General features: G+C 48.8%; 11 protein-coding genes. 6 read left to right on the top strand and 5 right to left on the bottom strand.

What is annotated here, in order from left to right; translation table 11 throughout:
* Positions 1–54: 54 nt before the first annotated feature.
* From EXT46_RS17345 to EXT46_RS17325, 5 genes are all read left to right on the top strand, one after another.
* A complete protein-coding gene (locus EXT46_RS17345; protein WP_022946374.1) occupies positions 55–513 on the top strand; it encodes a hypothetical protein in 459 nt (152 codons plus the stop codon).
* Positions 514–574: 61 nt separating this feature from the next.
* Positions 575–2,983, top strand: coding sequence for an ATP-binding protein (locus EXT46_RS17340; RefSeq protein WP_130148815.1), 2,409 nt, complete (start codon positions 575–577; stop codon positions 2,981–2,983).
* Positions 2,976–3,449, top strand: coding sequence for an FKBP-type peptidyl-prolyl cis-trans isomerase (locus EXT46_RS17335; protein WP_022946372.1), 474 nt, complete (start codon positions 2,976–2,978; stop codon positions 3,447–3,449). Before EXT46_RS17340 ends, EXT46_RS17335 begins: the two co-directional genes overlap by 8 nt.
* Positions 3,450–3,651: 202 nt before the next feature.
* Positions 3,652–5,292 carry a glycoside hydrolase family 19 protein gene (locus EXT46_RS17330; protein WP_130148813.1) on the top strand — a complete coding sequence of 547 codons (1,641 nt, stop codon included), beginning with the start codon at positions 3,652–3,654 and terminating at the stop codon, positions 5,290–5,292.
* Between the two features lie 135 nt (positions 5,293–5,427).
* The gene (locus tag EXT46_RS17325) at positions 5,428–6,735 is read left to right on the top strand and encodes an amidohydrolase (RefSeq protein WP_165381154.1); all 1,308 of its coding nucleotides are present in this window, start codon (positions 5,428–5,430) and stop codon (positions 6,733–6,735) included.
* A gap of 11 nt (positions 6,736–6,746) precedes the next feature.
* Here the strand turns inward: EXT46_RS17325 and lnt are convergent, their stop codons facing one another.
* From lnt to miaB, 5 genes are read right to left on the bottom strand one after another with little or no spacing between them, the layout of a single operon-like run.
* Entirely contained in the window at positions 6,747–8,297 is a 1,551-nt protein-coding gene (lnt, locus tag EXT46_RS17320; RefSeq protein WP_130148811.1) for an apolipoprotein N-acyltransferase, read from the bottom strand.
* Positions 8,272–9,153, bottom strand: coding sequence for a CNNM family magnesium/cobalt transport protein CorC (corC, locus tag EXT46_RS17315; RefSeq protein WP_022944677.1), 882 nt, complete (start codon positions 9,151–9,153; stop codon positions 8,272–8,274). The genes lnt and corC overlap by 26 nt, the downstream gene beginning before the upstream one ends.
* 60 nt (positions 9,154–9,213) lie before the next feature.
* Positions 9,214–9,675: an rRNA maturation RNase YbeY gene (gene ybeY, locus EXT46_RS17310; protein WP_053911201.1), complete on the bottom strand. Its 462-nt coding sequence runs from the start codon at positions 9,673–9,675 to the stop codon at positions 9,214–9,216.
* A complete protein-coding gene (locus tag EXT46_RS17305) occupies positions 9,672–10,703 on the bottom strand; it encodes a PhoH family protein (protein WP_022944679.1) in 1,032 nt (343 codons plus the stop codon). Before EXT46_RS17305 ends, ybeY begins: the two co-directional genes overlap by 4 nt.
* A gap of 48 nt (positions 10,704–10,751) precedes the next feature.
* Entirely contained in the window at positions 10,752–12,188 is a 1,437-nt protein-coding gene (miaB, locus tag EXT46_RS17300) for a tRNA (N6-isopentenyl adenosine(37)-C2)-methylthiotransferase MiaB (protein ID WP_022944680.1), read from the bottom strand.
* Between the two features lie 253 nt (positions 12,189–12,441).
* Here miaB and EXT46_RS17295 point away from each other — a divergent pair, with 253 nt between their 5' ends.
* Entirely contained in the window at positions 12,442–13,596 is a 1,155-nt protein-coding gene (locus EXT46_RS17295; protein WP_130148809.1) for an FAD-dependent oxidoreductase, read from the top strand.
* The last annotated feature ends 203 nt before the right edge of the window (positions 13,597–13,799 follow it).

Genomic DNA, 13,799 nt, shown 5'->3' with positions numbered 1-13,799 from the left:
GTAAGCGGGCTATAGTTACAAAGAGAGAGGCTGTTAAATTCAAAAGGAGCGAACATGGCAGATTATCGTCAATGGTTGGGTCAGTTTAGTGATTGGCTCAAAGATGTGAAAGAGCATGAAGTAAAAGACATGGTGTCCTCCTTTATGGAGTCGAAGCAGGCTTTGCAGGAGCTGAGTAAAGACAAGTACGAGCAATATAAACAATATTTACAGCGCGACATCGACCACCTCATTGAACACGAGAAACACTACAACGAGCTAGCATGGCAAGAACTTAAAGAGTCGCTGTGGTTCGAATTATCACATATCGAAGATAAGTCACAATTAGAGTGGCAAGCGCTTAGCCAAGACTTTAAACATAAAGGCGTTTATCACGCTGGAGAATGGATAGCCATGGGCACCTTAGTGTGCCAAAATTGCCATCATCAGGTGGATATTTACCACGCCAGTGAGATTCAGCCTTGCAGTCAATGCGAAGGCATTCACTTCAGCCGTCAGGCACTGCAGCCATAACGCAGTGCTCAGCGGATAATAATTGGGGCCCGCTAATAGGGCCCACTACAAGATGTGTCGAATGAAAGATAAAAGCAATAACGGTGTTACTCCTCTTAGTGCCAATGCGTTGGCCCCACAAATTTCAGCAAATCATGTGCGCACTTGTTTAGCGCATCCCTACCCCGAGGACTTACCTTTTATCGGCCAGCAGCGTGCCGACAGTGCTTTGGAATTTGCCCTGGGTATGCAGCTTCCTGGGTACAATGCTTATGTGATGGGAGAGCCAGCGTTAGGGCGCTTCACGTTAGTGCAGCATAAGCTGCAACAACATGCCAAAGAGCGCGAAACGCCGCGGGAGTGGCTCTATGTTAATAATTACGATGATCACCGCGAGCCTATCGCCTTGTTAATGAATCCGGGCGAGGGACAAGTCCTTGTCGACGATATTGATGCGTTGCTGGATGAGATTCTCGATACCTTTCCGGCTGCGTTTGATAACCCTGGATTCCAACGCAAGAAAAAGTCCATTGATCGTGAATTTGAAGATAAGTACGAAGATGCGTTGGCTGCGGTAGAAGACTTGGCCAATGCCCGCAGTGTCGAGTTGATCGAGGATGAGAATAACGTAGGTTTTGTGCCAATCGTCAACAATCAGCGCCTCAGCGATGAGCAATTCAGTGCCCTTGATGAGCCCACGCAAGAGCGCTTTCTCGACGCTATCGCAGAGCTTGAAGACGCATTAATTGATGCCCTTATTGAGCTGCCAAAGTGGAAGCGCGAGTCTAGCGAGGCACTGCGCAAGCTGAAGAAAAGCACCGCCGAAGCGGCAATCAAACCGCTTTTACGTGAGCTTGAGCACAAGTATGCCACCCATGTTGGGGTGTTACGTTACTTAAAAGATTTACGCTCAGAGTTGGTCGATACGGTACTCGAGTGGCTTGATGAAGAGCAAGGCAGTGAAGATAACAAAGATGAGTATGATCGTGATGAAATGCTCACCGAATTCTTTGCTCCCAATTTATTGGTGTCTTTTAAAGAAGACGATCCCGCGCCAGTTATTTATGAGCCTAATCCGACCTTTGGTAATCTGTTTGGCAAAATAGAATATTCAACATCGCAAGGGTCGTTGGTAACCAGTTATCGCAGCATTCAGCCTGGCGCACTGCACCGTGCCAATGGTGGTTATCTGATTATGGATGCGGAAAAAGTGATGACCAACGCGCAAGTGTGGGATGGCTTAAAACTATCATTAAAAACACATCAGATAAAAAATGATTTACCTTACCAAGACAGCTCGGTAGGTAGCAGCTTCACCTTACGACCGCAATTGATCCCGCTGGATGTAAAAGTGATTTTACTGGGTTCTCGGGATTTGTATTACACCCTCAATGAATATGACGAAGAGTTTGCCGAGCATTTTCGCGTTCTGGCTGATTTTGATTATTACCTGCCAGGCTCAGATAAATACCAATATCAATTTATCACTAAAGTGATTGAGTACTGTCGAGAAAAGCTGAAAATTGAACCTAATAATGAGGCGATGGCACTGCTGTTGCGTTTCAGCCACCGCCAGGCTGAGCATCAACAAAAGTTGTCAGCACGGTTTGCCGATGTACTTGAGTTAGTGGCTGAAGCAAGCTTTTATGCTCGTCAAGACAGCAGTGAACAGATCCTAGCTGCCCACGTAGAGGAAGCAATTGCTGGGAAAGAGTATCGCACTGGGCAAATGAGCGAAAACATGCTGAGTGATATTCGTGAAGGACACATTCTCATTGATACACAAGGTGAGGCAGTCGGCATTGTTAATGGCCTTACCGTTTTGCACGTAGGTGATACCTCATTTGGCACTCCGGCGCGTATGAGCGCCTCGGTTTATGCAGGCAGTGATGGGGTGATTGATATTGAGCGCGAAGCCGAATTGGGTAAGTCTATTCACTCAAAAGGTGTCATGTTGCTAACCGGTTACCTAGGGAATAAATACGCGCAGGATTTCAGCCTGACTCTCAGTGCCAACATCGCAATTGAGCAAAGCTATGGCTATATCGATGGTGACAGCGCCTCGCTGGCTGAGTTGTGTGCTTTGGTCTCAAGTATTACCCAAGTGCCCATAAAGCAAGGCATTGCACTGACTGGTTCAATCAACCAACGCGGTGAAGTGCAAGCCATTGGCGGTGTTAACGAAAAGATTGAAGGGTTCTTCAAACTTTGCCAAATGCGCGGTTTAGACACTAAGCAAGGCGTCATTATTCCCAAGTCAAATTGTTTGAACCTGGTGCTCAATCAAGAGGTGATAAGTGCCGTTGAGCAGGGAAAGTTCCATATTTATCCAGTTTCGAGTGTCGATGAAGCCCTCAGTCTGCTGACTGGTAAGCAATGCGGGCAATTTCATCAGGGCCAATATCCCGAAGGAAGCTTGCACGACTTAGCCATGAAACGCTTGCGGGCTATAGCTGACATTGTTGCTGGTGAGGAAGAAAAGGATGATTAATGCGTTATTAATTCTCGCCATTGTCGTGTTGTTGGTTCTGACCTTTCGCGGCCATCGGCGCAATCAAGCGGCAGCAGCAGAAAATGGCGATGCCGAGGCGCAATTTCTGGCCGAGAATAAACACAAAGAAGGAGTTGTGGAGCTTGATTGTGGGGTGCAAATGCTGTGGCATACTCGCAATCAGGCTGGTGAGCAGCCAAGTGCTAAGTCGAAAGTAACGGTGCACTATCGGGGTACATTGCTTGATGGCAGTGAATTCGATAACTCCCAGAAGCGAGGCCAACCCCTGACCTTCAAATTAAACCAAGTGATCAGTGGCTGGCAGCAAGGGTTGCTTGCCATGCATGCTGGAGAGCGGGCCACGCTGTATATTCCAGCTAAACTTGCCTATGGTAACCGCCGGGTGGGGAATATCGCCCCAGCAAGCTTGTTAATCTTCGACGTTGAGCTTATTGCTGTTAACTAAACTGTTGTGAATACGCTAGGTCAGCGTAGCTGATTTAGCGTGTGCCCCGTCAATTTCATGTCCCCTATATAAGTAAAATTGAAAATGCAATGTAAAAATATATTTGATAACGCTGTCTTTGTGGCAACAATAAACGGTGGGAGGGCTCAGTGATCAGTGCATGAGTAGCTGGTCGGTCTTACAACGAAAAAATGAGTCAAATATGTCTACAACAACACAACTATTCACCGTGCTGGGGATCAGCGCAGCCGTCTCCACAGCGGCCCACGCCATTAATGTACAACCCGATCCACAGAACCCCGAGGGCTATGTCGTCGCCAAAGCCGATATTGAAGCCATGGCAGCGGCGAAAACAGCCGATCCTATGTATCAAGTGTGGGCGCAGGCACTGCGTACTCGCGACAATGCCGTGGTTGAAGCTATTGTCCCAGGGAGCGCCACAAACCCCGAAAACGTGCAGCGCGCACAACGGGTATTTCCACAGCAGCAGTGGGACTTTCTTACGCAAATGGCGGCACCAGAGTACACCTACACGCGATTTTTAAGAGCGATAGGCAAATTCCCCGCGTTTTGTGGCGACTATAGCGATGGGCGCGATGCCGATGCTATTTGCAAACGCTCAATAGTCACAGCCTTTGCTCACTTTGCCCAAGAAACTGGCGGTCATATCAGTAAAGACAACGTCTCTGATAACCCTTTGGGGTTAGAGGAGTGGCAACAAGCGTTAGTGCATGTGCGAGAAATGGGATGGTCCGAGGGCGAAGAGGGCTACACCACAGGCTGCGGTCAAAATGATTGGCAAAACCGTCGTTGGCCATGCGCTCCAGGTCAGGGTTACTTTGGTCGCGGCGCAAAACAGCTCTCTTATCATTTTAACTACGGCGCATTCTCAGAAGTCATGTTCGATGGTGACGCCACCGTATTGCTAAATAACCCGGCGTTAGTGGCGGACTCGTGGTTAAACTTGGCTTCAGCTATTTGGTTTTTCCTCACTCCGCAAGCCCCGAAACCGGCAATGTTACACGTGATTGACCGTACCTGGGTGCCGTCGCAGCGTGAGCGTAATGCCGGGATTGGTTATGGCTTTGGCACCACCATTAATGTTATCAATGGTGGTATAGAGTGCGGCGAGCAAAATAAATATAAGGGCCAACCAGTCAATCGTATTCGTTATTGGCAGGGCCTCGCTCATCACTACAATATCGTTATAGAAAGTGACGAAGAAGACACCTGTTGGCAACAAACCCCGTATGGCAGTCTTAATCTTGAGGGCGCGACAGATGTGTTATACACCAATTGGGAAGGTGATTGGGGCTATTATGCCGACCGCCCCGGTGGCTATTCCTTCGAATGTAAGTTAGTAGGTTATCAAACGGCTTATTCGGCCTTGGTCCCCGGTGACTATGAGAAATGTGTTACTAACTTCTATCATTCTCATGCCGGCTGGCCGCAAGTGCGCGTTAGCGACACCTTGCCTAGTGAGCCGCCCACAGAGCCGCCTGTGGATGGCGTTGCAGCGTGGGATGCAGCAACGGTCTATGTACAAGGTGAGCAAGTGAGCCAAGATGGGCAAATCTATGAGGCCAAGTGGTGGACTCAAGGTGATGACCCTCTTAATGGTGGGCCATGGCAACTTATTGACAGTGGCGGCCAAAGCGAGCCAACACCGCCAAGCGATCCGGTAGACCCTGCACCCGGTGATGGGGCGAACACTTGGGATGCGGCGACTATCTACGTCGGGGGTGACCAAGCCAGCAAAAATGGTGTCCTGTATCAGGCTAAATGGTGGACACAAGGTGACGACCCCATCAATGGCGGGCCTTGGCAGCGCGCCAATAACTAAGCTCATGAGTATAGCCTGCCTTAGCGCAGGCTTTTTTATGTCGTTGGTCGCAACCCACTGTTTTTCACCTAAGTGTTACATTAGCGTTAATATCGAGGTGTAAGCACCGACCATTATTCAACAGGGGAACAATCCATGACAAAGCTTTCGGTTTTAGGCCAAGCGTTATTGCTGGCAGGCATGTTTAGTGTCACATCAAGCGTTGCGGCCGCTGATTTAGACCAACAAATTCAACAAGCCAATGAAAAGGTTGCTGATAAGGTGATCACTTGGCGACGTCATATTCATCAATATCCGGAATTAAGTAACCGTGAGTTTAAGACCGCGCAGTACGTGGCGGAACACTTACAAAGCTTGGGCCTTGAGGTGGAAACCGGCGTGGCTCATACCGGGGTGGTCGCCAGGCTCAAGGGTGATAAACCGGGACCCTTGATTGCCTTGCGTGCGGATATGGACGCACTGCCTGTGACCGAGCAAGTAGATTTACCATTTGCTTCGCAGCAGAGTGCCACTTACCGTGGTCAAAAAGTGGGGGTGATGCATGCCTGTGGTCACGATGCCCATGTCGCTATCCTTATGGCTGTGGCTGAGTCCTTGGTGGCGTTAAAGTCTGAACTAGCTGGGGAAATACTGTTTGTGTTCCAACCAGCGGAAGAAGGCGCTCCTGAGGGAGAGCAGGGCGGTGCCGAACTGATGCTTAAAGAAGGCTTATTTGCACAAAAGCCTGAGGCGGTGTTTGGTTTGCATGTCACCTCGTCACTCAATACCGGGCAAATTGGTTTTCGCTCAGGGCCGTTGATGGCCAGTGAGGACTCATTTAGCATCAAGGTCAAAGGTCGTCAGACTCATGGTTCACGACCTTGGAATGGAGTCGACCCCATTGTCGCTTCTAGCCAAATCATTATGGCTACACAAACCATTGCTTCGCGCCAAGTCGATGTCACCAAAGCGCCTTCGGTGATTTCTTTTGGTGCCATCAATGGTGGGGTACGCAGTAATATTATCCCTGATGAGGTGGAGATGGTGGGCACTATTCGCACCTTTGATCAGCAAATGCGCGCCGACATCAAGCAGCGTTTGCAAAAAACCGTGGAGTTAACCGCCCAGGCAGCTGGGGCAAAGGCTGATATCCATATCGACCATGGTTACCCGGTCACCGTGAATGACCCGCAGTTAACGAACATGATGACCCCCACGCTGCAACAGGCCGCAGGCAGTGACAATGTCATCACCACGGATCTGATCACCGGCGCTGAAGACTTCTCTTACTACGCCCTGGAAACCCCTGGACTGTTCTTCTTTTTGGGAGTGACGCCAAAGGATCAGGATGCCAAAACGGCGCCAAGCAACCACTCGCCGCACTTTTACATTGACGAGAAAGCGTTGCCTTTAGGGGTCAAAGCGATGACTAACTTGGTGTTTGATTACCTCGACAAGCAATAAAAAAAGCGCCGTTAGGCGCTTTTTTTAACTCTTCTAGAATAGTACAGACTCAGGCCCAGTAAGCACAGCAGCGCCAACCACGTAGGCCAACGACCATACTGGGCGTATAGGCTGTCGCCAGAGATCAAGCGAACATCAGCGCGCAGTACATCCGCATCAAATTGCGCAAGACTAAGTTGTGTTTGCGAAATCGGGTCATACACGCCAGTCACCCCAGTATTAGTCACTCGTACCAGTGGACGCTGCAGCTCGAGCGCGCGCATGCGTGAGATTTGCATATGTTGATGAGGTCCGTGGGAGTCGCCAAACCAGGCATCATTGCTCACGGTAAAGAGAATATCCGAGTCACTGCGGTAATTATCTCTGACTAAATCCGGAAAGGCGATTTCGTAACAGATAGCTGCAAGGATATGATAGCCGTTAGCTATCAGGTTATCTTGCACGCGCTCACCGCGACTAAAACTCGACATTGGCAAGTCAAACAGCGGTGCCAAAGGACGTAGTAAGTCTTCAAAAGGCACAAATTCGCCAATAGGTAGTAACTGATGTTTGCGATAACGGTTTTTATGGAGGTAGCGGTACTGACCTGCGCTGCTGTCTTGTTGTTTTTTACCCACCACCACTAAGGTGTTGTAAACATTGCGGGTATCATATTGATAGTCGACGATGCCGGTGATAAGCGCAGTATCGTTAAATACCGCCGCCTTATCCAAGGATGTGAGGTATTCCCCCGCTAACTGTTCGAGCTCGGGGATCGCAGCCTCAGGCCACACCACCAGATCGGCATCCCAATGTAGGCGCGTCATATCTTGGTACTTGAGCATGGTGGGCCAGAAATTCTCGGGTTGCCAGCGCATGCTTTGCTTGATATTGCCTTGTACTAAGGCCACATTCAGCTGTTTGCCAGAATACTGGTTATAATTGAATACTGTGGCTAGGGCTGCAACTAGGGCGCCTGCGGCGAGTGTTGCCACAAGGGGTTGCCAGACCTTGGCACAAAATAAACGATAAAGGCCATAACCCACGGCCAGCACCAGCACACTTAAGCCAAATTCACCCACCATCGGCGCGAGAATATTTACTGGTGAATCGGTTTGGGTGTAGCCCAGTGATAACCAAGGAAAGCCGGTTAGTAGTGTGCCGCGCAGCCATTCGCTGAAGGCAAAGCTGATTAACAGCGGAGCCAGCCAAGCGCCGCTGTGTTTGTGTATAAACGCAGTGAGTGCCAGTGCCAGTGCAGGATAAAGTGCTAAATACGCCACCAGTAAGGCCATAATGGCAATGGAGGCGGGCAGTGGCATACCACCAAACTGGGCTATGGAGACGTGCACCCAGCTTATTCCCGCAGCAAACCAGCCGATGGCAAAGATAAATCCGTACCAAGCCGCTTGTTTGACCGGTGCCTGATAACTGCAGTAACACAGTGCTGCAATACTAAAAAAAGCTAAAGGCCAGACCCCGAAAGGGGCGTAAGCAAAGGTTAAAACAAGGCCGGCAACCAGTGCCAGCCATGTTTTTTTATCACTAAATTGCTGTTTAAGCCGCGTCAGTATCTTCGCCATCGCTCGATTTCGGCAAGGTAACTTGCAGCTGCAAAATACGACGGCTGTCGGAATTTGTGACCTTAAACTGCAAAGGATCAATGTCTATGATTTCACCGCGCCCAGGCATATGGCCGAAGGCATGTAACACAATACCACCAATGGTATCGGCTTCGCTGGTGTTGAAATCGGTTTTAAACACGTCGTTAAATTCTTCAATAGGCGTCAGAGCCTGTACAGAATAAACGTGCTTAGAAACCTTACGGATGGCTTTACTTTCATCTTCATCATCATGCTCGTCTTCAATCTCGCCGACAATGATTTCGAGAATATCTTCAATGGTCACTAAGCCAGACACACCACCATATTCGTCGATAACAATCGCCATGTGGTAGCGCTGTTGGCGAAACTCGTTCAGTAGCGTATCAACCCGCTTACTTTCCGGGACGACTACCGCCGGGCGGAGCATATCGCGTAGGTTTGGTAAGGCGGCCTCTTTGTCCATCAGTAATGGCAATAAGTCCTTGGCCAATAAGATACCTTCGACGTGGTCTTTGTCTTCACACACCACCGGAAAGCGCGAGTGCGAGGACTCGATCATCATCGGTAGTTGATCGAACAGTGGTTTATCTACATCTAAGGTGATCATGTGTGAGCGTGGGATCATAATGTCGCGCACTTTCAGCTCCGACACACCCAATACGCCTTCCATCATTTCCTTGGTCTCAGGGTCAATCAGATCGCGTTCTTGCGCATCTGAGATGACTTCAACCAATTCTTCCTTATTTTGGGGTTCTCCTTGGAACATCTGGGTGATGCGATCCATCCACGATTTTCCAGAAGAACCCTCTCTACTATGCGAGTTTTCGTCGCTCATTAGCTTTATGCGCTCCAAGTTGAATTAATTCCGATAGTGAGCAGAGCCTCACTATTGGGATTAACACTCATCATCCCTGTATGGGTCGCTGATATCAATGGTTGCCAACAGGCGTTTTTCAATCGCTTCCATTTCTTGGGCATCAGCGTCATTTATATGGTCATAGCCAAGTAAATGCAAGCACCCGTGTACCACCATGTGGGCAAAGTGGTCATGAAAGCTTTTTTGTTGCTCCAAAGACTCACGATATACCACTTCGGGGCAAATAATCAAATCCCCAACTAAGGGTAGCTCTACACCCGGGGGGGCATCGAACTCAAAAGACAAAACATTGGTCGGTTTATCTTTGCCTCGGTAACTATGGTTGAGGCTTTGGCTTTCCTCTGCATCGCTGATGCGAATAGTGATTTCGCTGTTGGGCTTAAGCTCATCAAGCACCAACGCGGCCCAGCGCTGAAATTGCTCAGCGCTCGGTAAGTTATCAAATTCACAAGCAAGTTGCAGATCGACAGTGGTGGTCATGAGTCAGACTCTTTTTTGTTTTGCTCTTTAGCGGCACGTTTGGCGCGCTGTGCTTCATCATGGCTTTCGTAAGCTTCAACAATAGCAGCGACCACGGGGTGGCGCACCACATCATGAGCTTGGAAAAAGTTAAAGCTGATAGCCTCAACATCACTGAGCACCTCAATTGCATGACGCAGGCCTGAGCGTGCGCCGCGAGGCAAGTCGACCTGAGTAATATCACCGGTGATCACCGCTTTTGAATTAAAGCCAATACGGGTTAGGAACATCTTCATTTGTTCCACTGTGGTATTTTGGCTTTCATCAAGAATGATAAAAGCGTCATTCAAAGTGCGACCACGCATATACGCCAAAGGAGCCACTTCGATGACGTTTTTCTCTATGAGTCGTTCAACCTTCTCAAAGCCAAGCATTTCAAATAAAGCATCATAAAGCGGGCGCAAGTAAGGGTCGATTTTTTGGGTGAGATCACCAGGTAAAAAGCCCAGTTTTTCACCTGCCTCAACCGCTGGGCGGGTCAATAGAATACGGCGAATCTCTTGGCGCTCGAGGGCATCGACGGCAGCGGCTACGGCTAAGTAAGTTTTCCCGGTCCCTGCTGGGCCAATACCGAAGCTAATGTCGTGATTTAAGATATTAGCTACATACTGGCTTTGATTGGGATTACGCGGTTTGATGACACCACGGCGGGTTTTAATGAACACTTCTTTACCCCACACACTGGGCTGCTCTTGTTCGAGCACATCAGCTTCGGTGATGGCTAAGTGTACGTGTTCAGGTTCAATCTCTTTTTGCTTACCTTTAACAGGGGCCGTATCAACGTAAAGATTTTTTAGAATTTCCCCGGCAGCTTTTGCAGTGTGCGGCTTGCCGGTGACTTTAAAGAGGTTTTCGCGGTGTGCAATTTCAACTCCCAGACGACGCTCGATGTGCTTAATATTTTCGTCGAAGGGTCCACACAAAGAAGAAAGGCGGGCATTGTCTGACGGTTCTAAGTATATATCGATATTCTTCAGCTGGTTACTCAAAGTTGCTTCCTGTTGCTTGGCGCTGCGTAAACGCAGCGCACGATTATTTTAATTCGGGGTGAATGTACCGACGCCTATGTCATTGGCTTGCGGCTCGCTCGGTGCTTTGGCAAGAATGTCGCTCGGCGCTACATCGCGACGTAGATTCATTTCATCTTCAGTGCGCAGCAGTTCTCCACGCAATGAATTAGGCAATGCTTCAGTGATACGGACATCAACAAATTGGCCGATCACAGAATGTGGACCCTCGAAGTTAACTACACGGTTGTTTTCGGTGCGTCCGCGCAGCTCCATAGGGTTCTTTTTCGAAGGGCCTTCCACCAAAATACGCTGCTCAGTAGCAAACATATCACGGCTGATTTTCTGTGCCATTTGGTTGATGCGATCTTGTAAAATGTATAGACGCTGCTTTTTCTCGTCTTCGCTGACGTCATCGGGCAAGTCTGCTGCGGGTGTACCAGGGCGGGCACTGTAAATAAAGCTAAAGCTCATATCAAAGCCGATGTCGTTGATAAGCTTCATTGTTGCTTCAAAGTCTTCGGTGGTTTCGCCTGGGAAGCCGATAATAAAGTCTGAGCTCATGCTGATATTAGGGCGGATCTTACGCAGTTTGCGAATAGTCGACTTATATTCAATGGCCGTGTGGCCACGCTTCATTAGGTTTAACACGCGGTCTGAACCACTTTGTACTGGCAAGTGCAAGTGATCAACTAACTCAGGTACATCAGCATAGGCATCAATAATATCAGGCGTAAACTCAACAGGGTGCGAGGTCGTGTAGCGAATGCGATCAATACCATCGATGGCGGCCACATAGCGCAGTAAGTCAGAAAAGTAACAGATTTCGCCATCATGCGTCTCGCCACGATATGCGTTAACGTTTTGACCCAGTAGGTTCACTTCACGCACACCTTGCTCAGCCAGTTGCGCAACTTCTAAAAGTACATCATCCAGAGGGCGGCTTACTTCTTCGCCACGAGTGTAGGGGACCACGCAGAACGTGCAGTATTTTGAACAGCCTTCCATGATCGATACAAAGGCACTGGGTCCTTCTGCTTTGGGCTCTGGCAAACGGTCAAACTTTTCGATTTCAGGAAAAGTGATATCAACCACCGACCCTTCTTTTGCCTGCACTTGTTGAATCATTTCAGGCAAGCGGTGCAATGTTTGTGGGCCGAACACGATATCTACGAAAGGCGCGCGTTGGCGAATGGTATCACCCTCTTGTGAAGCTACGCAGCCACCAACACCGATAACTAAATCGGGGTTTTGCTCTTTGAGTAGTTTCCAGCGGCCAAGTTGATGGAATACTTTTTCTTGTGCCTTCTCACGGATTGAGCAGGTGTTAAGTAAAATGACATCCGCATCGCTGGCTTCTTCGGTCAACTGATAACCATTGGTGTCATCAAGTAGATCGGCCATTTTCTGGGAGTCATATTCATTCATCTGACAACCCCAGGTTTTTATATGCAGCTTTTTACTCATTGAGATAATGCCTCGCTTTCAATCCGGTAGATAATGCACGACAGAGCTTTGGGTTGGACTAATGGCCCGAGCTTCGCCTAAAGGACGCGTATTTTATATGCTATCGCGCTATGAGCCAAGTATAGATTTGATATTTACACTGTGACACAGGATGACATCAAAGCAACACGCTTTAGCCTGCGCTTAGACTGCCACCATTGCCTTAACTGAGTTACAATCACCATAATATTGAAGCATTTAGAGGCAATAGGCCATGAGTGTAAAAAATGTGCTAATCGTCGGTGGCGGGATGGTCGGAGCTGCTTGTGCCATTAAGCTGGCGCAACAAGGCATGAAGGTGACGGTATTTGAGCGCCACTTTCCAGATGCCACTACTGATTTGCAAAACAGCCGTGTTGATATTCGTGTCTCAGCGATAAATCGTGCCTCCGAGCGATTGCTTGATGAACTCGGAGCTATGGCGACGATTAAAGCGACGCGTAGCGCGCCATACACTGAGTTAGAAGCTTTTGAACAGCCCAACGCGCGTTTATTATTTTCCGCTGAACAACTTGGGTTAACCCATTTAGGTCACCTCATTGAAAACAACGTGATTCAAGCAGCGTTATGGCAACAATTCTCACAGTACGATATTACCGCTATCGAAAGTGCTGAGCCAATAAGTGCGATTGACGATGACGGTGAGCAAGTAACACTGATCTTAGGGGCAAAGCAGTATCAAGGCGATCTACTCATTGCTGCCGATGGCGGGCGTTCCGCTGTACGCTCGATGTTAGGAATAGGTAGCGAGGGGTGGCAATATCAGCAACATTGTATGGGCATATTGGTTAAGCTTGATGCCCCGCAGCAGGTGCGTACTTGGCAGCAATTTCAGCGCACCGGGCCAGTGGCGTTTTTACCCATGCAGGCGCCTTATGCCAACTTGATTTGGTATCACCACGGTGATCACTTAGCTCGTTTAAAGGCTTTACCAAAAGAGCAACTGAAACAAGAGATTATTACTCATTTCCCAAGCTTGCCAGGTGATTTTGATATTGAGTCTGTGGCGGTTTTTCCGCTTACCAGAGCCCATGCTCAGCGCTATGTTCAAGGACGCTGCGTGTTAATCGGGGATGCCGCTCACACCATCAACCCGTTGGCGGGGCAAGGGGTCAATCTTGGCTTTGCTGATGTAGTGGCGCTCAGTGCACAGTTACAAAATGACAACCCCATTGATATTGCATTGCAGCGTTATTGGCAAGCGCGCCGGTATGCCAACTTGGCTATGATGAGCACAATGGATGCATGTTATTGGGGGTTCTCTAATGAGAGTGGGCCATTAAAATGGGGGCGCAATCTATTTTTACGCGCAGCAAACCAGGCTGGGCCGATAAAAGATTGGGTACTAAAATACGCGATTGGTCACTAGATCAATCGCCATCTTGCAGTCGTGCCGGATTTTTTTATTAAGTGAATTCTATAAATGCTTATGGGTGATCGCGATAAGCAAGTAGTGTTTAGACTATGGTGATGTATAAAAGGTGAGATAATAAAAATGGTGCGGAAGGAGAGACTTGAACTCTCACATCCGAAGATACTGGAACCTAAATCCAGCGCGTCTACCAATTCCGC

The sequence above is a fragment of the Pseudoalteromonas sp. CO325X genome, from assembly GCF_004208955.1.
In the GTDB taxonomy this organism is placed as follows: domain Bacteria; phylum Pseudomonadota; class Gammaproteobacteria; order Enterobacterales; family Alteromonadaceae; genus Pseudoalteromonas; species Pseudoalteromonas ruthenica.
The sequence above is the reverse complement of the archived record's forward strand: the minus strand, read 5'-3'. Positions and strand labels throughout refer to the sequence as shown.